Annotated in this window: 22 protein-coding genes; 8 read left to right on the forward strand and 14 right to left on the reverse strand. The window is 64.1% G+C overall.

Annotated features, from left to right (window positions below; translation table 11 throughout):
- Positions 1–24: 24 nt before the first annotated feature.
- The 8 genes from M0D67_RS18040 to M0D67_RS18075 form a co-directional block, all read right to left on the reverse strand.
- A complete protein-coding gene (locus tag M0D67_RS18040) occupies positions 25–1,632 on the reverse strand; it encodes a sigma-54 dependent transcriptional regulator (RefSeq protein WP_266239331.1) in 1,608 nt (535 codons plus the stop codon).
- A 24-nt stretch (positions 1,633–1,656) separates the two neighbouring features.
- Positions 1,657–3,096, reverse strand: a complete 1,440-nt coding sequence (locus M0D67_RS18045) for a hypothetical protein (protein WP_233464869.1) — start codon at positions 3,094–3,096, stop codon at positions 1,657–1,659.
- A gap of 101 nt (positions 3,097–3,197) precedes the next feature.
- A complete protein-coding gene (locus tag M0D67_RS18050; protein WP_233464870.1) occupies positions 3,198–3,905 on the reverse strand; it encodes a peptidase C39 in 708 nt (235 codons plus the stop codon).
- A 99-nt stretch (positions 3,906–4,004) separates the two neighbouring features.
- Positions 4,005–4,619: a C39 family peptidase gene (locus M0D67_RS18055; protein WP_233464871.1), complete on the reverse strand. Its 615-nt coding sequence runs from the start codon at positions 4,617–4,619 to the stop codon at positions 4,005–4,007.
- 169 nt (positions 4,620–4,788) lie between these two features.
- Positions 4,789–6,192 carry a hypothetical protein gene (locus M0D67_RS18060; RefSeq protein WP_154560613.1) on the reverse strand — a complete coding sequence of 468 codons (1,404 nt, stop codon included), beginning with the start codon at positions 6,190–6,192 and terminating at the stop codon, positions 4,789–4,791.
- Between the two features lie 29 nt (positions 6,193–6,221).
- Positions 6,222–6,869 (reverse strand): hypothetical protein, encoded by a 648-nt coding sequence (locus tag M0D67_RS18065; RefSeq protein WP_154560614.1) that lies wholly within the window; start codon positions 6,867–6,869, stop codon positions 6,222–6,224.
- The gene (locus M0D67_RS18070) at positions 6,866–7,357 is read right to left on the reverse strand and encodes a hypothetical protein (RefSeq protein WP_154560615.1); all 492 of its coding nucleotides are present in this window, start codon (positions 7,355–7,357) and stop codon (positions 6,866–6,868) included. The genes M0D67_RS18065 and M0D67_RS18070 overlap by 4 nt, the downstream gene beginning before the upstream one ends.
- Positions 7,358–7,419: 62 nt before the next feature.
- Positions 7,420–7,980 carry a hypothetical protein gene (locus M0D67_RS18075; protein ID WP_154560616.1) on the reverse strand — a complete coding sequence of 187 codons (561 nt, stop codon included), beginning with the start codon at positions 7,978–7,980 and terminating at the stop codon, positions 7,420–7,422.
- A gap of 536 nt (positions 7,981–8,516) precedes the next feature.
- On the opposite strand from M0D67_RS18075, the gene M0D67_RS18080 reads away from it, so the two are divergent.
- Together M0D67_RS18080 and M0D67_RS18085 are read left to right on the forward strand one after the other, a co-directional pair.
- Positions 8,517–9,911: a sigma-54 dependent transcriptional regulator gene (locus tag M0D67_RS18080; protein ID WP_097390052.1), complete on the forward strand. Its 1,395-nt coding sequence runs from the start codon at positions 8,517–8,519 to the stop codon at positions 9,909–9,911.
- A gap of 164 nt (positions 9,912–10,075) precedes the next feature.
- The gene (locus tag M0D67_RS18085) at positions 10,076–11,047 is read left to right on the forward strand and encodes a thymidylate synthase (RefSeq protein WP_266239332.1); all 972 of its coding nucleotides are present in this window, start codon (positions 10,076–10,078) and stop codon (positions 11,045–11,047) included.
- 125 nt (positions 11,048–11,172) lie between these two features.
- Here M0D67_RS18085 and M0D67_RS18090 read toward each other — a convergent pair whose 3' ends face one another.
- Positions 11,173–13,773 (reverse strand): DUF6600 domain-containing protein, encoded by a 2,601-nt coding sequence (locus M0D67_RS18090; protein WP_266239333.1) that lies wholly within the window; start codon positions 13,771–13,773, stop codon positions 11,173–11,175.
- A 182-nt stretch (positions 13,774–13,955) separates the two neighbouring features.
- Entirely contained in the window at positions 13,956–14,669 is a 714-nt protein-coding gene (locus M0D67_RS18095) for a helix-turn-helix transcriptional regulator (RefSeq protein ID WP_154560619.1), read from the reverse strand.
- Positions 14,670–14,915: 246 nt separating this feature from the next.
- On the opposite strand from M0D67_RS18095, the gene M0D67_RS18100 reads away from it, so the two are divergent.
- From M0D67_RS18100 to M0D67_RS18115, 4 genes are all read left to right on the forward strand, one after another.
- The gene (locus M0D67_RS18100) at positions 14,916–15,059 is read left to right on the forward strand and encodes a hypothetical protein (protein WP_166618192.1); all 144 of its coding nucleotides are present in this window, start codon (positions 14,916–14,918) and stop codon (positions 15,057–15,059) included.
- Positions 15,060–15,196: 137 nt separating this feature from the next.
- Positions 15,197–16,465 (forward strand): MFS transporter, encoded by a 1,269-nt coding sequence (locus tag M0D67_RS18105; RefSeq protein WP_266239334.1) that lies wholly within the window; start codon positions 15,197–15,199, stop codon positions 16,463–16,465.
- A complete protein-coding gene (locus tag M0D67_RS18110) occupies positions 16,465–17,526 on the forward strand; it encodes a GlxA family transcriptional regulator (protein ID WP_266239335.1) in 1,062 nt (353 codons plus the stop codon). The genes M0D67_RS18105 and M0D67_RS18110 overlap by 1 nt, the downstream gene beginning before the upstream one ends.
- Positions 17,527–17,672: 146 nt before the next feature.
- A complete protein-coding gene (locus M0D67_RS18115; protein WP_154560622.1) occupies positions 17,673–18,179 on the forward strand; it encodes an acyl-CoA thioesterase in 507 nt (168 codons plus the stop codon).
- Positions 18,180–18,342: 163 nt separating this feature from the next.
- Here the strand turns inward: M0D67_RS18115 and fumC are convergent, their stop codons facing one another.
- The 4 genes from fumC to M0D67_RS18135 all read right to left on the reverse strand — a co-directional run bounded on the left by fumC (position 18,343) and on the right by M0D67_RS18135 (position 23,559).
- Entirely contained in the window at positions 18,343–19,743 is a 1,401-nt protein-coding gene (gene fumC, locus M0D67_RS18120; protein ID WP_154560623.1) for a class II fumarate hydratase, read from the reverse strand.
- 16 nt (positions 19,744–19,759) lie between these two features.
- Positions 19,760–21,436, reverse strand: a complete 1,677-nt coding sequence (locus M0D67_RS18125) for a phospholipase D family protein (protein WP_168435706.1) — start codon at positions 21,434–21,436, stop codon at positions 19,760–19,762.
- 254 nt (positions 21,437–21,690) lie between these two features.
- A complete protein-coding gene (locus M0D67_RS18130; RefSeq protein WP_154560624.1) occupies positions 21,691–23,103 on the reverse strand; it encodes an MATE family efflux transporter in 1,413 nt (470 codons plus the stop codon).
- A gap of 237 nt (positions 23,104–23,340) precedes the next feature.
- On the reverse strand, positions 23,341–23,559 hold the full coding sequence (locus tag M0D67_RS18135) for an RNA-binding S4 domain-containing protein (RefSeq protein ID WP_054036168.1): 219 nt from the start codon (positions 23,557–23,559) through the stop codon (positions 23,341–23,343).
- Positions 23,560–23,872: 313 nt separating this feature from the next.
- Between M0D67_RS18135 and M0D67_RS18140 the strand changes: the two genes are divergently transcribed.
- Complete coding sequence (locus M0D67_RS18140) at positions 23,873–24,328, forward strand: hypothetical protein (RefSeq protein ID WP_154560625.1); 456 nt, start codon at positions 23,873–23,875, stop codon at positions 24,326–24,328.
- Positions 24,329–24,517: 189 nt separating this feature from the next.
- Complete coding sequence (locus M0D67_RS18145; RefSeq protein WP_266239336.1) at positions 24,518–26,734, forward strand: ATP-dependent helicase; 2,217 nt, start codon at positions 24,518–24,520, stop codon at positions 26,732–26,734.
- Positions 26,735–26,742: the final 8 nt, after the last annotated feature.

A 26,742-nucleotide genomic window follows, 5' to 3' on the forward strand; every position in this document is an offset into this window, starting at 1 on the left:
CACGGTGCCGCGCGAGGCGCCCCATCATTCATGGGCAGCCTCGTCGGCGGCGCTCGGTTCAAACGACGCCTTCTCGTCAACGGCGCTCAGCTCCCGCAAGCCGTGGTGACCCATCAGCCGGTACAGCGTGACGCGCGAAATATTCAGATCGATCGCCGCCTCGTTTAGTCGGTGGCGATGCCGTAGCAGCGCTGCTTCGATCGCGCGCTTCTCGGCGGCCTCGCGCGCCTGCGAGAGGCTCATGGTCTCCTGCTCGGTGAACTGCGCGAGGTCGAGGTCTTCGGCGGAAATCAGCTTGTTTTCCGCCATCACGATCGCGCGGCGCACCCGGTTGATCAGTTCGCGGACATTGCCGGGCCAGCCGTAGTTGTACATTGCCTCGATCGCCGACGGCGTAAAGCCACGGATCTTGCGCGCGCTGTCGGTCTTGAACTTGTGCATGATGTGATGCGCAAGAATCTCGATGTCCTTGCCGCGGGCGCGCAGCGGCGGCTCGTCGACACGCAGCACGCACAGGCGGTGGAACAGGTCGGCGCGGAACCGTCCGTCGCGCATCGCGATCTCGAGATCCACGTGGGTCGCCGAAATGATTCGCACATCCACCGGGATCGATTCGCGGCCGCCGAGCCGGTCGATCTTGCCTTCCTGCAAAAAGCGCAGCAGGCTTGCCTGGCTTTCCATCGGCAGGTCGCCGATTTCGTCGAGCAGCAAGGTGCCGCCGTCCGCGGCCTCGACCCGGCCGATCTTGCGCTGGTTCGCGCCGGTGAACGCACCGCGTTCGTAACCGAATAGTTCGGATTGCAACAGATGGTGTGGAATCGCGCCGCAATTGATGGGGATGAAAGGCGCCTTGCGGCGCGGCGAGCGTTCGTGGATCGCCAACGCCGTGAGTTCCTTGCCGGTGCCGGATTCACCCGAGATGAACACGCTGGCGTCGGTGTTGGCGACTTTGCGAATCGTGCGGAAGAGTTGCTGCATCGCTTCGCAGGTCCCGACCATCTCTTCTTCGTCGTCGGCGGCGGGCGCGGCAGGCGGGATCTCGTCGGCATCGCACAACGTCACCATGCCGAATGCGTGACTGGCGAGGTAGTCGATCGTGGCGTTGGCCACCGGTGTCTTGACGTAGTCGAAGCAGTAGTGGCGGATCAGACGCCGCACGTTGACGTCGGTGAGGCGTTCCGCAGTGGCGAGCGCAATCCAGCCGATCTGCTGTTGACGCAGGCTCGTTTCGAACCCGCCAAGGTCGCGCGGCGCAAAGCTGGCCAGGTCGACGATGCCGGCGCATATCACGTCGGGCCTGAGCAGGCGCGAGACCTCATGCGCCGAGCGGGCTACCATCACGTGCCAGCCGCGGCTCTTCAGATGGGCGCTTAGCGCCTCGTCCGGCGAGCGTGCGACGTACAGCAGCGCCCGATCGGTCCGCGCGTGCAGCAGACCGCTCCCATTCGCTGCGACGGAGGCCTCGTGCAAGCATTCCGGAGCGGCCTCGTGAGGTCGCGCCAAAGAGACTTCCGACGGCCGCCCCACGAGGACTTCGGCTGCTCGTGTCGCAGAAACGTCTGACGCTCGGGCAATCGACAGATGAGCGCCGGAGGGCGGTGTAACGCTGCTCAGATGGGGTGATTCGCGCACGATCAACCTCGTATCGTTGGCACGTCAAAAAGTGTAGGGAAAGCGCAAGCCGATCACGAAGTTCGGCGTGTCGGGCGTGAGGCCGACAGATACCGAACCGTTGATCGTCAAGTGCTTGTTCACTACGTGATTCAAGCCGAAGGTCAGTGCGGCAGCGGTGGTCTCGCTGCCCGGCACTTTCGAATAGGTTCCGCCTGGCGCCTTGGTCTGCGACTCGGGTTCCAGCGCCATGGTGTACGAAATGCTCGCTGAGTCCTTGTCCGAGAACGCCAGCGCCACGCCGCCGCCGAACTGCACGACGTCGCCGATCTTGACCGTCGCCGGTTCGGTCTGGCCGATCACCGACGAGATGTCCGAGAACGAGCGGGCAATGTTGTAGGTGTACGAAACGCTGCCGAACAGCACGACCGGGTCGTAGGTCTTCAACACCGACAGGCCCGCCGTGATGTTCCAGAAGCCGGTGCCGGTGGGCAGCTTCGTGGGGGCGACGAGGTTGGTGTTGTTGGCATCGACCTGCGCCAGCTTGATGCCGAACGGCGACGAACCGGTCGGCGCCTTGATGCGCAGGCTGCCGACCAGGTCCGGCAGATTGTTGGTTTCCTTCAGGAACTGGTAGTAGATCCCGAAGTTGACGTCGCCAATATCGCTCGAATTTGCCGAGGCGTCCGAGACCGAATTTGCCGCACCGCCGGCTCCGCCGACGATGAAGTTGCTATGCCGGTAGATATAGGGCACGTCGACGTCGACGCTGATGCGGTCGGTCAGACCGTAGCGCGTGTCGAGGTCGGCCATCACCTGGTGCGACTTGGTCTCGCCGAGGTTGATGTTGCCGAGGAAAATCGCATCGAGCGCGAGGAAGCCGGACAGTTGCAACTGGCGGCGGTCGTAGTAGGTATCGTTGATACCCCAGTCGAGGGTCAGCTTGTGCTCGAACAGCGGCGTGTGCTGCTGGCTTTGCACCACTGCGTCTTCCGATTGGGTGCGCACCGGTTGCGCGGCCTTCTGCGTCTGGCCGATCGCACCGCTGCCGTCGGTCGCTGCCGGCAGGCCGCCGCCACTGCTGCCTTCCGGCACCGGCGGAGTGACCGGCACGCCTGTCGCGGTACCCGTGGCGCCCCCCGGCGCGGGGGTGCCCGGGTTCACCTGGGCAAGCGGCGGCAGCGGCACAGGCAGGCCGTCTGCGCCGGGTTGCTCGGCGACCGCGCCGTTGCCGGCCGGCTCACCGTAACCCGGTGCGCCGCGGCCGCGCTGCGACATTTCGAGGTTCGTGACCTGCCGTTCGAGTGAGATGATCTGCTTTTGCTGCTCGCTGACGACACGCATGAGCGTGTTCAGCCGTTCTTCGATCGATTGATCGGCGAGCGCCTGCGCGCCGGCCCCCTGCGATAGCGCGAAAAGCATGACGGCGGCTGGAATAGCCGCCAACGCCATGCGCGGCGCCCCAGTCTTTGAAAATCTGATCATTTTTGTTCCCCCGGTGTTCTGACTGCGCGTCGCATGTCTCCTTGTGCATCACGCGGTCGTTTGGTACTTCGGTCTCCTACCTGGTCGGGCGGCGGCCCGTGTTATCTCCTTACGGTGTTTTGCAGGGCTTGTAGTACGCCAATCTGGCGCAGCATCGGGGCCGACATCTGCTGCGTCTGCAAATGCAGTTGCAACTGGTTGGCGACTTGCTGGTTATTGCCTGCGATCTGCAAGAGTTGGGCAATCATGCCGGCCTGTTGCGCGCTGGACGGCGCGATGGTTTGGGTGGCGATACCGCCCGGCGTCCGCAACGAAATCGAAATGCCGCCGTTGGCGAGACTGACGGAGGCTTTCACCGAGCCGTTCGCATTGCTTGCTGCGGCCGACGTTGCATTGTTATAGGACCCGCCCGCGAGGCTGCCTGGCGAGGCGTCGAAATCGATCAGCGCCTGGTTCGTCCCGAGGTTGCCGTTGCCTGCCACCTGGGTAATCTGCGAGACGCCGTTGACGTTGACGTTCTGCCCGCCGGTCGCGCTGGCGTTGCGGTTGGCGCCGCTGCCCTCGCGCACGTTCGGGCCGGTCACCGAGGCCGCTGAATTGAACTTGACGTTCGGCTGGTTGGACGTGTTTGTACCGATCGCGAGCGAGCCCGAGGCGACAGCGGTGCCGCCGTTCGGCAACTGCCATTGCGACAGCAGGGTGATAACGACACCCGAAATGATGTCCCCATCAATGCCTTTTCCGGTCTGGTTGGCAAGGATGGCGTCGTCGACAGGTTGCAGCTTGAGGGCGCCGACGTCTTCAAACACCGTAGATGTCTGCTCGGCAGCGTGTGCGACTGATGCGAGGCCGCACGTTGTGAAACACAACGCACAGCCTATGGTGAGTAAGTTTCGGTCCATGATGAGTCAGAACAACTCTGCCTTGATCAAACCGTATTCAACAAAGGGAGTCGCTGCCGTACCGTTTTCCAGCGCACGTTCGCGCAGCTTTAGCGCGAGCGACTCGTTGCCTTGCAAGAGCGGAGAATCCTCCATAAATGGCTTGCCGACGACCGCGAACACGAGGCCGTTCCATTTCTTGACGAAGTCGTCTTCCATGACGATGCGGTTGCCGAGCGCCGGGTCGGCAATGAAGACGCGGCCGTCTTCCGCGTGCTTGACGATCACGAAGTGCTCGTAGCCGTCGCTGTTCATCAGCACGAGCACAGGAATCTGCAGGTGGTAGAGCGCTTCAGGGGTGACGCGGAAACCGCGGCCACGCAGGCCGATCGTTTCGACGAACTTCTTCATGTCAAGCATCGAGAAGCCGTTCTTGACCACCACCTCTGGTGTCGAAAACACCATCATGCGTTGGATCATTTCGGGTTCGGGAATATCGATCCCGTAGCCGTACTTCAGCAACGTGGCCAGAGCGGCCGAGCCGCAACTGTAGTCGTAACGCTGCGAAACGATGTGGTTGTAGCGGATCTCGCGGATCGAGCGCACGTTCACGTCGAACGGCACGCCCGCTGCTGCGTTCATGGAAAGGGCACTCTGCGCGTGACCCGTTTGCGACAGCACGAGTCCAGCGAAGAGTGCCAGAAAAAAGCCAGGCGTTACCCTGCTCACCCCGAACATGGTCTATTCCCCCCTGGGGAGACAGCCGGTCAGTACGAAGGCTGACCGGCGTCTTCCTGCGATGCAGCTCTACTTACTGATGCGACACGCTGGCGACTGCAAGGCCGTTGTGTTGCAGGTTGCCTACACCCGACGCGATGTTCACACCGATGTTGCCGGTAGCATTGGCGAGAGCACCCGCGCCAAGCATCGACGAGCCGGTGAACTGGCCTTTGACACCTGCTTCCGCGGTCTGGCAGTTCTGGTCGCTTGCGATGACTTCGCCACCTTGCTTGCCGCCCTTGTTATGCTCCCAGCCCATCCCGCTGCTGCTGCTGTCTGTCGTAGCCGATGCTGCCAGGCTGTTGTTTTGCACGTTGCCCGCGCCCGAGGCCACGTTCACCCCGATATTGCCCGTCGCATTTGCCAGCGCGCCTGCGCCGACGGAAGCAACGAAGTTGAAGTCTCCCACTTTCGCCTTGCCGCTCGACGATTGAGTCGAGTAGATCTGTGCAGTGCCGAACACAGGGCCGACATCCATGTTCGACAGGGCGGCGTCGTTGGACTGGGCGTTGTCTACGCCGGTGGCGATGTTGACGCCAATGTTGCCGCTCGCGGTATCCAGCGCGTGATCGCCGATGCCGGCGGACATCGTCGTCGGCGTTTCGGTGTTGATGTGCTGGGTCACACTGCCCGTGACCGTGACGGAGCCCTTGCTGTCGTCGTAGTTATGGGTCCATCCGTAGGCGTGGCTGTTTGACGAGTAGCTGGCGCTGACCTTTTCGCCATGGCCGCTGCTGCTTTCCGTCGCCGTGCTCGCGCTGGCTGCTGCGGTGCTGCCCCACTCCACGCTGTAGCCGGCTGCCTGGCCAGCGAAGCCGCCGCCGTAGTTGTCCGAGGCGTGCGTGTTCAGGGCGGCGGCGAAGCCCGCTGCGACGCCGCCGAAGATGACGCCGGGGCCGCCGCCGAGACCAGCGATAAAGCCTGCTGCGATGAAGCCGTTCGCGGAGGCATGTGTGTTCACGTAGTCGTAGCCCTTATACGACGACGCGATACCCGCAGCGGAGCCGCCGCCCTGGCTAAACGAGGAGCTCGACGAGGCCGTGCTGGTTTGCGTGTTGGTCTTGTTATAGGCCCAGGCGTGGTCGCTATACGACTGGCTCACACCCCAGCCGCTGCCACTGCCGCTCGCATGATTCCAGCTATCCGTCGTGTTGACGGTTGTGGTCACGTTGCCGGAGACATAGCTCTGCGGAGGCGTTTTCATGTCGACGCCGCCGATGTTCACGCTTTGCGTGTTGTTGACCGTGGCGCCGGAACTGCTCGACACGTTAACCTTGCCGTGCAGCGTAATGAAGCCGAATTCGCCGATTTCGGTGTAGACGTTCGTGGCCGTAAAAAGCTCAGCCGGGTCGCAGCCGGCCGTGCATCCTTCTGCATAAGCCGAACTTGCTGCCATCGTCGACAGAACAGCCGCTGCAATGATTGTGCGCTTCATGATGACGCTCCGATAAAGAGTGTGGCTCGTTAGAAAAAGGTGCCCGCCGGGGGACGGAGCACAAAACTATTTGAACTGACGTTACCTGAGCCGGCTGTCTGGTTGATCTGGACGATCCCACTGACGTTTTTGAGCGCGTCCGCACCGATGGATACCTCGCGTGCGTCGTGGTTTTCGCCGGACCTTCCCAGGCCACCGCCTTTGGCGGTCGTAGCGGATAGCACCCCATCCGCTACGATCTCCCCTTCAATCGGCCCAGTTCCGATAACGGCGCTGTTCCGCTGAAGATTCCCTACACCCGCCGACTGATTCACTTCGATAAGGCCAGAGGTGTTTGAAAATGCATTACTACCGATCGTGCTCCTGGCGGCCGTCGTCCTGGCGTTCGTGGACGCGCTCTGCGAGCTTCCGATCAGGTTGAGAGGGACTTTGCCGTTGGTGAGCACGCCCTGGTTCGCTTGTACGTTATCGAGGCCTGATGCCTCGTTGATGGCGATAACCCCGGTGGCGCCGATGACCGCGCCGTTGCCGATCAGCGACTGCGCGTCGATCTGGGCCGGCACCGTTTGGGCATGGGCCGCGAAGCTCGCACAGCCAAGCAATGCCCAGGCGAGCAGGGGCCAGCGCGACTGTTTGCGTGACGGAAGGCGCTTGGCCGGCGCGCGTGAGGTTGTCATTTCATGGCTCCTAGAGCGGCGCCCAGGGGGGCGAGTGCACCGTTGACCGACTGGGCAATCGAGCTGCCGATTCCACCTGCGCCGCCGAAGCTGGCGCCTGCGCCGACCGGAACGTTGTTGCCGTTGCCCGCCAGCATGTGTGTAATACCGTTGGCGCCGACTAGCGCAGGCATATAGCCGTTGCCGGAGATGCCGGCGGTGCCGTGCGCGCCGTTCAGGTCGAGGTCGCTCGCCATCGTGCCGATCGCGCGATCGAAGGTCGCCCTCGGGAAGGTTTGAACCTGGACTGCGATCGGGTCCTGGCTCTTCGGCACCGGCACGAACGCATCGCGTGGCGTGATGTCGCGCTCGATGACGAGGTTGCCCGGCTGGCTCACCTGCTGCGCGGTGGCACTCGTCACGGCGCCGGCAGCGAGCACGCCGAGCAGCGCGGACAGCAAGGCTGCGCAGCGGTGGCGGCTGCCCGCCTTCTGGGTTGAAGCGTTCATGTCAGTTCCTTGCGGGCGGACGATCGGTCGGTGCGGTCTTCGGCAGCGAGCGGGTCGTTGCGCTAATTTCTCTGGTAGCTCGTGATGTTGCCTTGTGCGGAGCGGGCGACGTCGACGGGAACCGGCAACTGCGACGGCGGGGCGATTTCGTCCCACAGCGTCACGCCGTTGCCACCGGTGTTAAAGCCGCGCATCAGTTGCGGCGTCGCGGAGACCATCAACATGCCGCCGAAGCCGCCGCGTTGGTGGGACAGCGCCTGGTCGTCCAGCACGAGATCGGTCACGGACGCGGCGTCGGCGGGAATGCTCAGCGCGTTGCCGGCCAGATCGTTGCGGGGCGCGGCGCTGTCGTTCGTGGCGGCCACGGTGTTGTCCACCGCGGCGACGCTCGCCGTATTCGTGACATCCGTGGCCGTCGGGTTCGGCGAGGCCACCGCTGCGAGCGTCGTGCTCGCGAGGGTGGCGGAACCGGCATCGGCGGTTTCGGCCATCGTGGCGGATTGAGGTTGTGCGGATTCCTGTGCATTGACGCCAGCGGACAGCACGGTCAAGGTCACCGCGGCGGCGCATAGTGCGGCGCAAGGTGCAATGCTGCTCAGGTCGATGCGGAAAGCGAGTCGCATGATGTGTCTCCTTGGTGCACAGCATTTAGCGAAACATGTGCCATGAGTCGCAATCCATTGGTGCGTCTGGATGTGACCCGCATACCGCGGAGTAACAGGGAAGAAATCGGACAAAAACGTTTCAGCGCTGAAACGGCAGGCAGAAAATACCTGTAATTCGTTAAATCCGAAGGTATGAAGTACCTTGGGGTGAACGCCAGGAAAAGCGCTTCCACAATGCTTTTATTCATAAGCTGAATAACTATTCATCGGCCGCTTGGCCTTGCTGGACAAGGAGTCTCCGATTAAATTCGCATAATTGTTTTCCAAGCGGCGCGTGTATAGTAAGCTCTCGAAAACAGCTTCAGATTTAAAAAAGCCCGCTAACGGGCCGTCTCAAACACACACGCCGCTTTCTTGGGGATCAGCTGTCCGCACGGAATGGAATGGCCGTTCGGTTTTTGCTATATCGCGAATCCCGAACGAGTCAGCGTGTCTGAACTGAAGTTCAGGTGCGTGCGTCATCCTTAACGTTCGTTGACGAGAGGATCTGAATAATGGAACCCGCAACGCGGCAACTGATTTACGTTTCACGCGATCCGAGCGCGGAACTGAATACTCGCTTCCATCAGCGCGGCTGGCATGTCGAAGTCGTTGGGTCGGCGCGCGATGTGCGCCGTGCTGTTCGCGCCGGAATGGCGGCGGGCGGCCTGCTCGATCTGTCTAGCGATTTTCAGCCACACGAGATTGCCGCCTTCGAGTCCTGCCTTACCATGCCGAACGTCGGCTGGGTTGCGGCGACCACCCCCGGACAATTGCAGGACGCGGCCTTGCGCCGGCTCGTGCGGGACTATTGTTTCGACTATGTAACGGTGCCTTACTCGGGCGACAGGATCGTCGATTCGGTCGGCCATGCATACGGCATGATCTCGCTCGGCGAGCCGGCATCGAACGATGGGTCGCAAGGCGCGGAAGGCGAAATGGTCGGTTCGTGCGACGCGATGCTCGCGCTGTTCCGCTCGATCCGCAAAGTGGCCATGACCGACGCGCCGGTGTTTATCTCGGGCGAATCGGGCACAGGCAAGGAGTTGACCGCGGTCGCGATCCACGAACGCTCGGCGCGCCGCAATGCGCCTTTTGTGCCGATCAACTGCGGCGCGATTCCACCGCATCTGTTGCAATCCGAACTATTCGGCTATGAGCGCGGCGCGTTCACCGGCGCCAATCAGCGCAAGATCGGCCGCGTGGAAGCGGCCAACGGCGGCACACTGTTTCTCGACGAAATTGGCGATCTGCCGCTCGAAAGCCAGGCGAGCCTGCTGCGCTTCCTGCAGGAACGCAAGGTGGAGCGGCTCGGCGGCCACGGTTCAATCGACGTCGATGTGCGTATCATCTCGGCGACCCACGTAGATATGACGGCCGCGATGATCGAAGGGCGGTTCCGCTCCGACCTTTATCACCGTTTGTGCGTGCTGCAAATCGACGAACCACCGTTGCGTGCACGTGGTAAGGATATCGAACTGCTTGCGCGGCACATGCTGGAACGTTTCAAGAAAGATGCAAGCCGCCGTCTGCGCGGTTTCGCGCCCGACGCTATCGCGGCGCTGCATAACTACGGCTGGCCGGGTAACGTGCGCGAGTTGATCAATCGCGTGCGGCGCGCCATCGTGATGTCGGAAGGGCGCGCGATCACGGCCCGCGATCTCGAGTTGGCCGAGTATGTGGAGATCGTGCCCGTCTCGCTCGCGCAAGCGCGCGAAGCGGCCGAACGCCAGGCCATCGAACTCGCGCTGCTGCGTCATCGCGGTCGTCTTGGCGACGCCGCGCAGGAACTCGGCATTTCGCGCGTGACGCTGTATCGCCTGCTGTGCTCGCACGGCATGCGCCATATGGAAGGCGAACCGCTGGTCACGCCGCACGGCGAATTGCCGGCCTCGGTACCGCATCTCTGACGGGCTTGGTCGCCCACTTAGTTGCCCACTTAGCCACCGATATTTTCTCGGCGACGCACCTTGACCGGGCGCCGCCCGGCTGCGCTTGTTAAAATCGGGTTTTCCGCTCAATCTCCGTGGCGCATGCACCTGACCCAAGGGCGCGCTTCGTCGAAGGAACCCGCATGAAACAATACCTCGACCTCGTCCGCACGATTCTCGACACCGGCACGTGGCAGGAGAACCGCACCGGCATCCGCACCATCAGCATGCCGGGCGCCATGTTGCGCTTCGACCTCCAGCAGGGCTTTCCCGCCGTCACCACGAAAAAACTGGCGTTCAAATCGGCGGTGGGCGAGCTGGTCGGCTTTCTGCGCGCCTCGCGCAGCGCCGCGGATTTTCGCGACCTCGCCTGTAAGGTGTGGGACGCGAACGCCAACCAGAATCCGCAATGGCTCGCCAATCCGTATCGCCAGGGCCCGGATGATCTCGGCGACGTGTATGGCGTGCAGTGGCGCCAGTGGCCGGCCTACAAGGTGCTGGACGCAGGCGCGAGCGCGCAGTTGGCCGACGCCACGGCGCGCGGCTTCCAGGTGGTGACGGAATTCGAAGAAGACGGCAGCCCCAAGGTGCTGCTGTACAAGGCGATCGACCAGTTGCGGCAGTGTCTCGACACGATCATGCAGAACCCGGCCGACCGGCGAATTTTGTTTCATGCCTGGAACCCCGCCGTGCTGGACCAGATCGCGCTGCCGGCTTGCCACCTGCTTTATCAGTTCCTGCCGAATGTTGCGCGGCGCGAAATTTCGCTGTGTTTGTACATTCGCAGCAACGATGTCGGCCTCGGCACGCCGTTCAATCTGACCGAAGGCGCGGCGTTGTTGCATCTGGTTGGCCGGCTGACGGGTTATACGCCGCGCTGGTTCACCTACTTCATCGGCGACGCGCACATCTACGAGAATCAGCTCGACATGCTGCAGCAACAGCTCACGCGCGAGCCGTATGAAAGCCCGGCTTTCGCGATCTCGGACCGTGTGCCGGACTACGCGAAAACCGGTGTGTATGAGCCGGAATGGCTCGAGAAGATCGAGCCGTCGGACTTCTCGCTGGTCGGCTACCGGCATCACGAGCCGCTCACGGCGCCGATGGCGGTCTGAACGCGCTCTGAGCGTCTGCTCGCAGCCCGCTCAAAGAAAAACCCCCGCGATGCGAATCGCGGGGGTTTTTTCTTGCCGCTTTCCGGCTATCGGGTTGTCAGCGCATCTAGCTGCGCGCGTAACCTTTAACCTTTGTGATGCTCGTCACGATTGCCGCCGCTCGAATGCTGGTCGGCGTGCTGCGGTTGCGGCTGGGGGCGCGGCTGCTGCGCCTGCTGCGGACGCGGTTCAGGGCGCGGCTGCTGCACCTGTTGCGGTTGCGGTTGAGGGCGCGGCTGCTGTACCTGTTGCGGTTGCGGTTGAGGGCGCGGCTGCTGCACCTGTTGCGGTTGCGGTTGAGGGCGTGGCTGCTGCACCTGTTGCGGTTGCGGGCGCGGCTCAGGGCGCGGCTGCTGTACCTGCTGTGGTTGCGGGCGCGGCTCAGGGCGCGGCTGCTGTACCTGCTGCGGTTGCGGGCGCGGCTCCGGACGTGGCTGCTGCACTTGCTGCGGTTGCGGTTCAGGACGCGGCTGCTGTACCTGTTGCGGCTGCGGACGATATTCCTGGCGCGGTTGCTGCTGCGCCTGCTGCATCTGTTGCGGCTGGGGCGCCTGCGGCTGGGCGCGCACTTCAGGTGCGCGCGGCGGCTGCGCTTCTGGCTGGCGCTGAACCTGTTGCTGCGGCCCAGGACGTGCCTCCGGCTGGCGAGCCTGTTCCTGCGGGGCACCATGCTGCTGCGCCTGCTGGGCCATCGGCGTATGCGGTTGCGTCCATGCAGGCTCGTGCCGTCCTTCCGCACTGGGTTGCTGACCGGCTTGCGCCGGTGCGCCGTGCTGTTGCGCGAAAGCGTTCGGGTTGGCGCCGTTCGCTTGCGGCGGACGGGGCACGCCATTGGACGGACGAGCTGCCTCGCCAGGTTGCTGATGCACGTTGGCCATTTGCGGCGGCATGCCTGGCCGCGCCTGCGGTTCGCCGCCACGTTGCGGTTGACCGTTGAGCGGCGCTTCGCCCGGCCGCTGACCTGCCTGTTGCATGCCATTAGGCGCACCCGGTGCACCCGGCGCTGCGCCCGGCGTCCGTCCGGCCATATGCGACTGCACGACCCGCACGTTCTGCGCCGGCATGACCCCCGGACCGCCCGCCATGTGAGCCGGCACCGAGGTTCGCACGATCGGCTCGCCCGCGCCCGGCACACGTCCGCCGCTCTGCGCAAAACGTTGCGCGAGACTGTCGTGGTACGCCGCCGGCACGGCCGGACTGCGCGTCGCGACGACCGGACGCGCCGTCACGCCGGCCGGCGGACGGTAATTCGCGTTACGCAGGCCCGGTCCAAAGCTTTCCTTCACCGGCGCGATCCCCGGACCGCCCGGATTGATCTGCGCGTTGCGCCACTGTTGCGGATCGACCTTCTGCGCGAAGCGGCCAACCGATTGACCGTGCACGAAGGCTGTCGCCGGCACCGCGGTCACGCCGCCCGGCGCGCGATAGTTGATGTACGTGTTGTGAATGTTGGTCACATTCACGTTCGTCACGTTGCGGTTGTAGTTGTTGACGACCGTGGTGTTGTTGACGCGGTTGTAGTAACCCGGGCTCCAATGGTCGTGATCGCCCCAGTGCGGATGCCACGGTTCGCCCGGGCCCAGCGGGAACCACGCGACGCCGGCCGCGACCGCGCCGCCAATCGCGAGACTCACGCCCCAGTTGACTCCGTCGCCACCGCCGCCCACGAAGGCGACCAGCGCCGGTGCGTAGACGGGCGGTTCGCTTTCCACCACCGGTCCCGGCACCCATGCCCACGAGTCGTCATCGTAGGCCCAGCGGCCGTAGTGGTAGGGCGCGAAGCCCCACGGTGCGTCGTCGACCCAGGTCCAGCCCCACGGTGCTTGCCATACCCAATGGCCGTCGTGATAAGGCGCCCAGCCGGCGGGTGTCTCACGCGGCACCCACACTTCACCGTACTGCGGGCTGCTGCGCCACGTGCCGTTGGCGTCGAGATCCTGATAGCCGGGGATGTCGCGCGACACATAGCGCGCCGATACTGAGCGGTCTTCCGCAGCGTCGCGGCTCGCCGCCCATTGATCGAAGCCGTCGAGGCCGGGCGCGCCGTTGTCGCCGACCTGTTGCAGGTTGGTGCCGGCAAAGCGGATCTGCTGGCCGGCCGCGACCGGCACCTGGCCGCTGTCGCCGTACACGGTCGCGCTGCCGCTGCGCACGGTGACGGTGGTGCTGCTGCCGTCTGGCGCTACGTCGACGCGATAGTCGCCCGGGCCGTTCAGGCCGAGCGCCAGATTCGGCGTGTCGATTTCATAGGAGGAGCCGGGCGCCAGTCCGCGCACCCGCGCCGACAACGTACCCTGCGCGACCTTCAACTGCGCGCTGTTGTCATCGAGATTGAGGATGTCGAGGCTGGTGGACTGGCCGAGGCGTACCGCGGTCGAGCCGATGTGCAGTTCGGAGCGCGCATTCTGATCGTTCCACAATTGATCGCCGGTGGTGAGCGGGCGATTGATCTGTGCGTATGACCAGTCGGTTGCGCCGGCCGGTTCGGTGGTTACGGCGCCGGCGGTGTAGTTCAGACGCGCAACACGCCCAGGCGGATCGGTGTTCTGTGAAGCAGCCCCTGGCGGCGCCTGTTCGGCTTCCTGCGCGAAGGTGGCTTGCGCCGCGAACAGGAACGCCGCGGCGGCGATCAGCGTGTAGCCGGTGATCCGGCGTTTCGATTGTTGGGGTGTGGTCACTGTTCTCATGATTTGGCTCCGACGGACGCGCATTGTGCAGCATCCGTGAGAACCACTCTACCCGTACGGATTGTTTCAAGGCCCCCACTTTTGTAAGGCTCCCTCACGAGCCTGTAACAAAAGGTCTCGATGGGGCGTTTCGTAAGCTGAATGCGCAAATTTTGTAATCACGTCAATCAGTTAAGCGTGTTTCAAGCGGCCAGGAACGCGTCGAAATGGCGGTGGCCTGCCGGGGTGATGCGCAAGATCCGTGGCCGCTCAGTGCGTTCGACCCAGCCATGCGCCGACCACGAATCGAGCAGCGCTGCGCCGAGCGCGCCGCCCAGGTGCGGACGCCGTTCGCTCCAGTCGGGACAGGTGCAGGCGAAGCGGCGCCGGCGGCTCTTCTGGGCGGACATGTCGATGCCCCACTCGGCGAAGCAGGCGGCGCCGTCGGTAGTGGCTTCGAGCGACGAGCCGTGCAGCGTCAGCAGGCCGCGCTCGACCAGCCGCTCGAACACCCGTACCGACAGTTCGCCTGCCATATGGTCGTAGCAGGTGCGGGCGTAGCGCATGTCGACCGGCACGGTGCGCACCGGTCGCGGCACGGCCCGTTGCGGGGCGCTGACCTGCGCAACATTGGCGAGCGCTTCGATGGAGGCAGCGATATCCGGCGAGGCGATCCGGAAATAGCGATGCCGGCCGCGCACTTCGAGCGCGAGCAGGCCGCCGTCGGTCAGACGCGCCAGATGAGCGCTGGCCGCCGACGGCGAGAGCCCGGCGATCATCGTCAGTTCACCGGCCGGGCGGGCGCTGCCGTCCATCAACGACCACAGCATGGCGGCGCGGCCAGGGTCGGCGAGCAGCGCACCGATGCGGCTTAAGCCGGGGAAGTGATTCTGTTCGTCGGTGAGGGTGGTGGGCATCAGGCGTCTCCGGTTGGCGGCGCGGGCAGGGCGCCATGCAGTCCACTGTATCTGGCTGCCGTATTCGATGTTTCAGCTTAGCGTGAATGGTCGAATGCAGTGGCTACGAAAATCCGGCGGGCAGGGCGGGCTAGTGCGTGCTTCGGCGGGGCGTTGCTTCTGCGTTCCAGTACAGCGATGCCGCTTTGGCGTCGCGTTAGCCTGCCAGGCTAGAATCGAACCCTGTCCTTGCAGGAACACGCTGTCATGAAATTTCTTCTTGCCGCCGCTGCCGCAGTTCTGCTGCTCAGCGCGTGCGTGCAGGGCGGTTCCGGCTCGAGTTCGGGTCCGGGCACAGGCAGCATCACGATGTACGGCACGATCGACGAAGGCGTTACGGTCCGCAAGTAAGTGCGAGGCGCGTGCGGCCCCATTTTCAGGTGGACGAGTGCGGCGACTGGCTGGAATTGATGCATCATTGTCATTCCTGCCACCTCCGGTCATGTGACGATCCAGGCATCGCCACTTTCGCCGTCCGAGGCCTACCGATGCCGCCACCCACTGCTCCCTCCACCGTTTCTTCCTTTGCCGCCACTCAAACCGGCTCCGGCCACGCCGACCCTCATAGCCGGCGCGCCGCGCGCGTGCTGGCGGTCTGCCAGGCCCTCTACACCTCATCGGTCTCGATCGATCTGACCTTGACCGGTCTGGTCGGCTACACGCTTGCCGACGACAAGGCGCTCGCGACGCTGCCGTTTTCGCTGATTACCGTCGCCGCCGCACTCACCACCATCTTCGCGTCGTTCCTGATGGCGCGCATCGGACGGCGCGCGGGCTTCATGCTCGGCGCGGGTGTCGGCGCGCTGGGCGGGGCCGTCTCGGTGTGGGCGATCTTTCATCACAGCTTTTGGGCGTTCTGCGCCGGCACGGCGACCGTCGGTGTGTTCCAGGCGTTCGCGCAGTACTACCGGCTGGCGGCCGCGGACGCCGTCGGAATCGAAGGGAAAAGCCGCGCAATTTCGACGGTGCTCACCGGCGGCGTGGTAGCAGCCGTCTGCGGACCGCTTCTTGCCGCATGGAGCAAGGACTGGCTCGCGCCGGTGGCGTTCGCCGGCTCCTATGCGCTTGTCACCGGCTTCGGGCTCGTATCGATCGCCATGCTGGCGCTGCTGTATCGCGACGCCGCACCGTCCGCGAGTGCGGCCGTGACGCACGAACCGGCGCGGCCGCTCGGCGAAATCGTACGGCAGCCGATCTTTGCCGCGGCGCTCGCCAATAACGCGCTCGGCTACGCCGTGATGATGTTCGTGATGACCGCGACGCCGATTGCTGCGGTCGCGTGCGGCCACACGATCGGCGACGGCGCGGCGATCATTCAATGGCACCTCGTCGGCATGTTCGCGCCGTCGCTGTTTTCCGCGCGGCTGATCCGGCGCTTCGGCGTGTTGCCGGTGATCGGTGCGGGGATCGTGCTGTCGGCGCTGTGCGGTGTGTTGGCGCTGCGCTCGACCGATCTGCCGCACTTCTACGCGGCGCTCGCATGTCTGGGCGTGGGGTGGAATTTCATGTTCGTCGGCGGCTCGACGCTGCTCGCACAATCGTACCGGCCGTCCGAGCGGGCCAAGACGCAGGCAACCAGCGAATTCACGACGTTTGCGTTTTCCGCGCTGGGCTCGCTGTTCGCCGGACAATTGCTGGCGCGCTTCGGCTGGGCGACGATCAATGCCGCGATTTTTCCGCTGTTGGGGTTGGCGGCGTTGGCTACGGTGGCGTATGCGTGGTCGAGGAAGCGTCAACTTGCTGCGGGGGTGTCCTGATGACTGCACGTCATATTGTTTTCGCGGTCGCTCCTGAACTCGTGCTGCTCGATGCGTGCGGGCCGCTTGAGGCGTTCTGGCGCGCAGAGTTGACGATGGTGGCTGCGGCGGGTAAGTCTGGCAACGCTGCCGAGCCGGTCGCCTATCGCACGACGGTCGCGTCGATCGACGGCGGCGTGCTGCAAACCTTTCCTGGCCTGCCGGTCGTCACGCAACGGCTCGATTCGCTCGACGACCAGCCGATCGACACGCTGATCGTCCCCGGCGTCCCGATCGACGACCACTGCACATTACAGCCGGAACTCGTCGCGTGGATCAGGCGTCGTGCGCCGGAGGCGCGGCGCGTCTGCTCGGTCTGCACGGGCGCCTTCTATCTGGCTGCGGCGGGCCTGCTCGACGGCCGCCGGGCGACCACCCATTGGCGGGAAGCGCCGCATCTCGCGCGCCGCTTTCCCAACGTACAGGTCGACGCTGATCCGATCTTTATCCGCGACGTGGGCCATGGCGAAGAAAGGCGCGTCGTCTGGACATCGGCGGGCGTGACGGCGGGAATCGATCTGGCATTGGCGCTGATCGAAGAAGATGTCGGCCACGCGGTCGCGATGCAGGCGGCGCGGCGGCTGGTGGTGTTCATGAAGCGGCCCGGCGGCCAGTCGCAATTCAGCGCGGCGTTGGCAGCGCAGGCCTCGGCAGGCGGACCATTCGAGGCGTTGCATAGCTGGATGGCGGGCCATTTGCGCGACGACCTGTCGGTCGAGCGGCTGGCCGAGCGCGCGCAGATGAGTCCGCGGACTTTCGCCCGACGCTACGTCGACGAGGTTGGCCGCACGCCGGCTAAAACGGTGTCGGCACTGCGGCTGGAGGCGGCCGCGCGGGCGTTGGCGGAGTCGCGCCGGCCGCTGAAGCGGATTGCGCTCGATTGTGGCTTCGGCAGCGAGCAGAATTTGAGGCGCGCCTTTGTGCGGCGCTTCGGCGTATTGCCGCTGGAGTATCGGGAGCGTTTCGAGTCGGCGGTCGTGCCGCAGCGCGCGGCGGTTTCTGCGGTTGTGGCGGCGGGTTAAGCGGGTTCCTAAACGAAAGCTCGACGAAAGCATTGCGCTCGTCCAGGCCGACATTCGGCTACATAACCCCACCCAATCCGCGACGGGGTCAATATTGCGCTCGTATAATCGCCTCCTTTAAATGCGTCCGATTGACCGGAGTCAAGATGAGCACCCCTGCCTTAGCGCCCCTGGACCGTTCCGAAACCACCTTCCGCTTTCTCGCCGAGCCCAGCTCGGTCAACTTCGGCGGCAAGGTGCATGGCGGCGCGTTGATGAAGTGGATCGACGAGACCGCGTACGCGTGCTCGGCGGTGTGGTCGGGGCGCTACTGCGTGACGGTCAGCGTGGGCAATATCCGATTCCGTCGACCGATTCTCGTCGGCAACCTGGTTGAGCTGCGCGCGCGCGTCGTGGCGACGGGGCGTACCAGCATGCACATCCACGTGTCGGTGCAGGCAGGCGATCCGAAGGGCGGCGAGCTGCTGCAAACCACGGACTGCCTGGTGGTGATGGTCGCGGTCAACGAGAACGGCCACCCCGTGCCGGTGCCGGCGTTCGTACCGGAAACAGATGAACAGAAGCGCCTTGCCAGGTACGCGATGGACGTGAAGGAAGCGCTCGACGCGATCGTCGAACTGAAGCCGGAAGAAGTGGCGCAGGGGAAGGTTTAAGGGGCGCCTCGGTCGGCATCGGCACGCCTTGCGGGGACGTGCCGCCGCTTGCCAGGGGCATGCACAACAGGACGCGCGAACATTGCGTCCGCGCGGCCTGCTGTTTGCATTCACGTCAGCCAATCTGCCGGATCGGCCAAGCTCCGGCCGATCCCATCGGCGATCACCCCGCCGAATGCCCGACCATATCCTTCGGCTGCACCCATTCGTCGAACTGCTGCTCGGTGACATAGCCGAGCTTGAGCGCCGACGCCTTCAGCGTCGTACCTTCCTTGTGCGCCTTCTTCGCAATCTGCGCGGCCTTGTCGTAACCGATGTGCGGATTGAGCGCTGTTACCAGCATCAGCGATTCGTTGAGCAACGTATCGATGCGCTCGCGATTCGGTTCGATGCCCACAGCACAGTTGTCGTTGAAACTGTGCGCGCCGTCGGCGAGCAAACGGACCGATTGCAGCACGTTGTGCGCAATCATCGGCCGAAACACATTCAACTCGAAGTTGCCGCTCGCACCGCCGATATTCACCGCGACGTCGTTGCCGAACACTTGCGCGCACAGCATCGTCAAGGCTTCGGACTGGGTCGGATTGACCTTGCCCGGCATGATCGAACTGCCTGGTTCGTTCTCCGGAATCGACAGTTCGCCGAGGCCGCAACGCGGGCCGCTCGCGAGCCAACGGATGTCGTTTGCGATCTTGTTCAGGCTCGCCGCCACCGTCTTCAACGCGCCATGCGCGAACACCAGCGCATCGGCCGCGGCCATCACTTCGAATTTGTTGGGCGCGGAGACGAACGGCAAGCCGGTCAGTTTGCCGATTGCCGCCGCCACCTTGTCGGCGAACTGCGGATGCGCGTTCAAACCGGTGCCGACTGCCGTACCGCCCTGGGCGAGTTCGTACAGATGCGGCAGCGCCGATTCCACGTGACGGATGCCGTGATCGAGTTGCGCGACATAGCCTGAAAACTCCTGGCCGAGCGTCAGCGGCGTGGCGTCCTGCAGATGCGTGCGGCCGATCTTGACGACGTCCGCGAAGGCCTTCGCCTTGCCGTCGAGCGTCTCGCGCAGCGTCTTCAGCGCGGGCAGCAGATGCTTGACGATCGCGTAGGCGGCGGCCACGTGCATCGCCGTCGGAAACACGTCGTTCGACGACTGGCCGCGATTCACATCGTCGTTCGGATGCACCTTGCGCGCTTCACCGCGCTCGCCGCCGAGCAGCTCGCTCGCGCGATTCGCGATCACCTCGTTGAGGTTCATGTTGGTCTGCGTGCCGGAGCCGGTTTGCCAGACCGCGAGCGGAAATTCTTCAGGGTGCTTGCCGTCGATGATCTCGTCGGCCGCCTGCATGATCGCCTTGGCCTTGTTCTCGTCGAGCACGCCCAGACCCTGGTTGACCTCGGCGGCGGCGCGCTTGATGACGGCCAGCGCGGTGATCAGTTCGGGCGATTGTTTTTCAGACGAAATGCGGAAATTCTGCAGCGAGCGCTGGGTCTGCGCGCCCCATAGACGAGCGTTCGGCACAGCGATTTCACCGAACGTGTCGCGCTCCATTCGTACGTCTTCAGTCATGGTTCAACTCCGCTTTTCAAAGTTCTGCGTTGACAGGCAATAAGGAGAATAGACCCGTTAGCGCGTTCCGGTAAAAACCCGCTTGGGGGTCGAAGATATAGGTGCGGCGCGCGCCGTCTTCGACGTCGGTCCAGACGAGCGGCGAGAGGGGCGCGCCGATCGAGCGCAGATAGGCGAGTTGCGCCGCGTCGGCGAGCGTGACCTGGTAGCTTGCTTCGGGCGCGATGGCACGTTCGAAGATCTGTGCAACCTGCTCGGCGAGCGCCGGGCTATGGATGACCAGCGTCTGCTCGGTGTTCAGATTGGCCGAGCGCGGATCGAGATTCATCGAGCCGATCACCAGAATCTTGCGGTCGATGACATAAGTCTTTGCGTGCAGGCTGGCTCGCGAGCTGGATCCGGCGAAACCGACACGCCGCGCCTTCTGCTGCGGTTTGAATTCATACAATTCCACGCCCTGTTGCAGCAGCGGCACGCGGAAGGGGCTATAGCCGGCTTGTACCGCTACCGCGTCGGTCGCCGCGAGCGAGTTGGTCAGCACGGCGATGCGTACGCCACGATGCGTCAGTTCGCCGGCTGCCTTGACGCCGCTCTCGTGCGGTACGAAGTAGGGCGAAATAATCAGAAAATCTTTCTGCGCGTCGTGCATCAGCTCGCCCAGTCGCTGCATTGGCGGACTGACGTAGTCCGGCGAGGGATGTTCGATTTTCTCCGGCAAGTCCGCTTTGAATTCGGCCGGCGCCCACGTCAAGCCAAGTTGATCCTGGGCAATCTGCGTGGCGAGCGGCGAAGCGTTCAGCGGTTTCGCGTTGTACGGGTCGGCGTTGGTGCGCCAGTGCTGGCGTAAATCGTCGCGCGTCTGGTCGAGTTCTTTCGCATCGAACTTCTGCTTGTTCAGCGCCCGCAGCGGATAGGCGATGCTGCTGTTCCAGTAGTCGTCGAAACTGGCGGAGACGTCGGCGACTACCGGGCCGGCGGCCAGCACGTCGAGGTCGCGGAACTGCAGCGTTTCGCTCGCACTGAAATATTCGTCGCCGAGATTGCGGCCGCCGACAATGGCCAACTGGTTGTCGGCGATCATCGACTTGTTGTGCATGCGGCGCGTGAAGTGGCCGATCTGCGTGAACACGTTCGTAGTGCGTTCGAATACGCCTTCCTGCGCGCTGCCGAATGGATTGAAAACGCGGATCTCGATGTTGTCGTGCGAGTTCAGACCCGCCATCGTTTGGTCGATGTCCTTGAAGTTCAGATCGTCGACCAGCATGCGCACTCTCACGCCGCGATCGGCTGCGTAGAGGGCGGCGCCGAGCAGCAGCTTGCCGGTGGTGTCCTCGTTGGCGATGTAGTACTGCATGTCGAGGGTTTTCGTCGCCGCACGTGCGAGCGCAATGCGCATCTGCAAGGCGTCGGTGCCGCTCGACAGTATCCGGAAACCGGACTGATTCGGATGCGCGGCTTCGAGCGGCGCGAGGGCCGTGTGAAGCGGCGTTGGTTGAGTGGCGGACAGTGCGTGGGTGACCGGACGGTCGAATGCGGTGGCGGGCGGCTTGGTCGCGCAAGCGGTCAGAAATGCCGTTGCGCAGCACAGCAGGAAGAAATGTCTCGTCGTCTCCCAAGGGGTCTTCCTGCGGGCCGTGCTGAACGCGCACGTGCGGTGCGGTGCAGTCTGATCCTGATTTTGATGCCACGACACGCCGGCTCTCCCTTGATTGCACGCTTCTCATGGCGGCAGCGCGCGTAGCGTGCTCACGCTGTCGAGAAATGCATTCTAAGGGGAATCAGGCGTGTGGGCTTTCGATCTTCCGTGTGACTGCGACGTGCATCGCGCGGGTGCGCGCGGTTTTGCCAGAGGGTGCATTTTATCGTTCGCGGTGTGTTTGCCGGGAAACGATGGTTGCGCCCGCAACCATCCGCGAAATGGCGGGTTAAGGTCGACCTCAGGTGACTTCAGGCCGAAGGGGCCGGCGGCGTGCCGGGCATAACTGGCACGCGCCGCAAGCTCAGTTTGTGAAAGCGCAGCGTCATCAGAAGCGCAACGCTGGCAAGGCCGGCCGCGAGTCCCCACCACAAACCGCGCGCCCCCAGCCCGAAGTGAAATGCCATCACATAACCAGTCGGAAAGCCGATGACCCAGTACCCGAACGTCGCCGCGATCATCGGCACGCGCGTGTCCTTCAGGCCGCGCAGGCAGCCTGAGCCAACCGTCTGCATGCCGTCGACGATCTGGAAGATCGCGGCCACGCCGAGCAGCGAACTTGCCAACGTCACCGTGGCGGCGTTGGCTGGGTCGTCGAGATGCAGATACAGGCCGACGATCCAGTGCGGCGCGGCGATCAGCACGATGCCCGACAGCGTCATGAAGCCGACGCCGAGCGCGAGCGCGACGAAACCCGCGTGGCGTGCGGCAAGCGGCTGGCCGGCGCCGGACCAGTAGCCGATCCGCACATTGGCTGCCTGACCGATCGCGAGCGGCACCATGAAGGCCACCGAGGCGACGTTCAAGGCGATCTGATGCGCGGCCAGTTGCGATTCGCCGAGCAGGCCGACCATCAGGCCGGTGGCGAGGAACAGCGTCGATTCGACGCCATAGGTGATCGCGACCGGCCAGCCGATGCCGAACAACTCGCCCATTAGCGGCACGTTCGGCCGCGTCGCGACGACGAAATGCTTATAGCGTGGCCGCAGATGCAACAAGGCCATCAGCACGAGCGCGCTTAGCCAGACGGTGATCGAGGTGGCCGCCGCCGAACCGAGAAAGCCCAAGCGAGGCAGTCCGTGGACGCCGTGAATCAGCCCGTAGTTGAGAAAGCCGTTGACGAACACGCTGACGAGCGACACCCACAGGAGCCGCTTGGCCGCGCCGATGGCTGGCAGGAACGAGCGCATCAGGCCGACGCCGATCAGACTGCCGAGCGAGCCCCAGCGCAGCACCGCCGCGTATTCGCCGACGTTGTGCGCGAGCAGCGCGGGTTCGCCGAAGGCCAGCAGGATCGGCGTGGCGAACGACAGCAGGAAGAACGCGGGCACCGACAGCAGCACCGACAACACGAGACCGGTCCAGTAGATATGCGGCACGCGCCCTTCGTCCTGCGCGCCGCGCGCATGCGAGACGCTCACGCTGACGGAGGTGAGCACGCCCTGCAGCAGCGTGACCACGACGAAGAACAGGTTGGCGCCGAGGCCGCCGGCGGCCAGCGCGTCGGGGCCGAGCGAGCCGAGCAGGATCGTGTCGGTGACGCCCATCGCCATTTGCGAAAGTTGCGCGATGGCGAGCGGCGCGGCGAGCCGGGCGGTGTCGGCGGCGTGGCGGGTCAGGGTCGGCGGCCGGGCGGCCACCCGGGTGAAGCCGGATTGAGTCATGGAGCGCTTGGAAGCGGAAGGGGCGACAGCGTGGCGGAGGGCGCAGCCCGGCCGATTCGCGGGGCTTGCGTGCTGCCGGTGAGGCGGCGAAATGCGGTGGCTCACCGGAGCGTAGGGCGGCTGTCAGCCGATTGTTTGTCTGTCGAAACTGACAGCTTATTGCTTAGGCGCGGGGATGTCGATGGAAGAGGCACGATTTTGGTGCGCGCGATCCCCCGAGTTTTCGGACTTGGCGCGTCAAGCCTCGTGCACCGCGATGCGCGTATCGCCCAGCAGCACGACCTGGCCCGCGCGGATTTTGCAGGTTTTACGCGTTTCGACCCGGCCGTCGACGGTCACCGCGCCGTCCGCGACCATCATTTTTGCCTGTCCGCCGCTGTCCGCAAGCCCCGTTATCTTCAGGAGATTGTGCAGTTCGACGTAGTCGCCGGTCAGTGTGAAATCGAGGTTGGGCATGGCGTTTGCGCCTTGAAGCAAAGGGTTCGCATGATAAGCCAGAAGCTTGCCCTGAATGAATAGTCCCCCGTGCTCCCGGACCGGATTCGGGCGATTGCAAGCAGATGTTATGTAGTTGTCAGAAAATGAAACGTTCCGTAACACGGGTCGCATATCACGAACTTCACTCGTAAAGTGCGGGTCTGTAGGAAAGCTTGCTGGATTTTTCCAGCGACGAATAGACCGGGCGAGGTGCGCATTGGATGAAGCGCACGTCAATGTGCCGCGCCGGATACGGCGCCCGCGTCAGAACAACCTTAGAGAGGATTTAGCCATGACTCAGATTCGTACGCTCCTGATTGGTACCGCCCTGACTGCTTTTGCCGCTACCGCGGCGTTCGCGCAGACCGCGCAACCGGCCGCCGGTGTGAACGGCCAGGCACAGGTCCAGGCCCAAGGCGCCGATGTCGCACCCGCAGCACCGGCCGCGCAAGGTGTGCAGCCGGTGACGCCGGCGCCGACGCGTCTGACGGCATCGGGTTCGACCGATCCGCTGGTCCAGAAGCGCGACGCCAACGCACAGGCTAACGCCGAGTACAAGGCGTCGAAGAAGGCGTCCAAGGCGGAATTGGCGCAGCAGCAAAAGGCTGCCAAGTCGCAGTACAAGGAGCAGGTGCGCGACGCCAAGGTCAACCAGAAGGCTGACAAGCAGGCAGCCAACAACGAAATGAAGATAAATATGCAGGGTCAGGCTTCCGATCAGGACAACGGCGCCGACGTGAAGCACTAAGCCAGAGTTCTTCTGAAACACAAGGCGCTTCGACAACAAGCTTAGCCGTTGCCTCAGCCAACCTTGCTGCGGGGCTTCGTCAAAGTCTCGCAGTGCCCTCGCGAAGAAATGGCCCGGAGCGCGTAAGCGCCCGGGTCATTTCTTTTGGGGGCGGCAGGGAAAAAAGGGCCGCTTGTCTCTGATACTTGTATGGATATACAGTATGCGTCGCCGCGTCAATTCCACCTCAGGCCCGAATCCACTGTGCTCTCCGTCGCTGAATCTTCGCCACCGTCTGCTTCCGGTACCGATAACGATACCGATACCGCCTCCTGGCTCGCAAAGCTCAACGACGCGCAACGCGAAGCCGTCGAATACGGCGCCGACAGCCCCAACGCGCCGCCGGGCGCGCTGCTGGTGATCGCGGGGGCCGGCTCCGGCAAGACCAACACGCTGGCGCACCGGGTCGCCAATCTGGTGGTGAAGGGCGCCGATCCGCGCCGTATTCTGCTGCTCACTTTCTCACGCCGCGCCGCGCTCGAAATGACCCGCCGCGTCACGCGCATCGCTGGTGCGGCGCTCGGTACGCGGGCTGCGCTGGCGCAAGGGCTGACCTGGTCAGGGACCTTCCATAGCGTCGGCGCGCGGCTTTTGCGCGAATACGCCGACCTGATCGGCCTCGCGCCCGCCTTCACGATCAACGACCGCGAGGATTCCGCCGACCTGATGAATCTCGTGCGCCACGAGCTCGGTTTGTCGGCGAAAGAGCGGCGCTTCCCAGCCAAGGGGACCTGCTTTGCGATCTATTCGCGCGTGGTGAACACCGGCGCGTCGCTTGCCGACGTGCTCAACAGCGCGTTTCCGTGGTGCCGCGAGTGGGAAGCCGATCTGCGCATGCTGTTCGCCGCGTACGTCGAAGCCAAGCAGAAGCAGAGCGTGCTCGACTACGACGACCTGCTGCTCTACTGGTCGCATATGGCCGCGGAGCCGGCGATCGCGGCTGATCTGTCGGCGCGCTTCGATCACGTTCTGGTCGATGAGTATCAGGACACCAACCGCCTGCAGGCGTCGATCCTGCTCGCGCTGAAACCCGACGGCCGCGGCTTGACCGTGGTCGGCGACGACGCCCAGTCGATCTATTCGTTTCGCGGCGCGACCGTGCGCAACATTCTCGACTTCCCGGCGCACTTCAATCCGCCCGCGCGGCAGATCACGCTCGAGCGCAATTACCGCTCGACCGGGCCGATTCTGGCGGCGTCGAATGCGGTGATCGAGCTCGCCAGCGAGCGCTATACGAAGAATCTGTGGACTGACAAAGCATCGGCGCAGCGCCCGCGTCTGGTGACGGTCGCCGACGAAGCGGATCAGGCGCGCTATATCGTCGAACAGGTGCTCGAAGCGCGCGAGCAGGGCATGAAGCTCAAGTCACAGGCGGTGCTGTTCCGCGCCGCGCATCACAGCGCCGCGCTCGAGATCGAACTGACCCGGCGCAACATTCCGTTCGTGAAGTTCGGCGGCCTGAAGTTTCTCGATTCGGTGCACGTCAAGGATATGCTCACCGTGCTGCGCTGGGCGGAGAATCCGCGCGACCGTGTCGCGGGTTTTCGCGTCGTGCAATTGCTCCCGGGCGTCGGCCCCGCCACCGCTGCTAAGGTGCTGGACGAGGTCGTGGCCCGGGTGGGCGCCGGCAATCCGGCCGATTTCACCCATAGCGCCGGTGGCGCGCTGGCCGCCTTTGCGCCGCCCGCTCGCGCGCAGGAGGACTGGCATCCGTTCGTCAAGCTGATGTCGAGCGTGTACGGCCGGCAGACGCCGTGGCCGGCGGAGTTCGAAATGGTGCGGCGCTGGTACGAGCCTCATCTCGAGCGCAACCATGAGGACGCGGCGATCCGTCATGCGGACGTGCTGCAGATGGAAAGCATCGCGGGCACCTATGCGTCGCGCGAACGCTTCCTGACTGAGCTGACACTCGATCCACCCGACGCGACGAGCGACGAATCCGGCGTGCCGCTGATCGACGAGGACTACCTGATCCTGTCAACGATTCATTCGGCGAAAGGGCAGGAGTGGCGCAACGTGTTCGTGCTGAATGGCGTCGACGGTTGCATTCCATCCGATCTCGGCACCGGCAGCGAAGAGGAAATCGACGAGGAACGCCGCCTGTTGTACGTGGCGATGACGCGCGCGAAGGAAGACCTGCATATCGTCGTGCCGCAGCGCTTTTACGTGCACAACCAGACCCATATGGGCGACCGTCACGTGTGGGCGTCGCGCACGCGGTTCATTCCGGCGCATCTGATGCCCTTGTTCGACGCCTACGCCTGGCCGCGCGTGCCGTTGCCGAGCGCGCCGACAGCGGCGGGACTGGCAACGGCGGCGCAAGCGAAGATCGAGATTGGGGCGAAGCTCAGAAAGATGTGGGATTGAACCTGCTT

The organism is Paraburkholderia sp. SECH4, from assembly GCF_030511745.1.
Classification (GTDB): Bacteria; Pseudomonadota; Gammaproteobacteria; order Burkholderiales; family Burkholderiaceae; genus Paraburkholderia; species Paraburkholderia madseniana.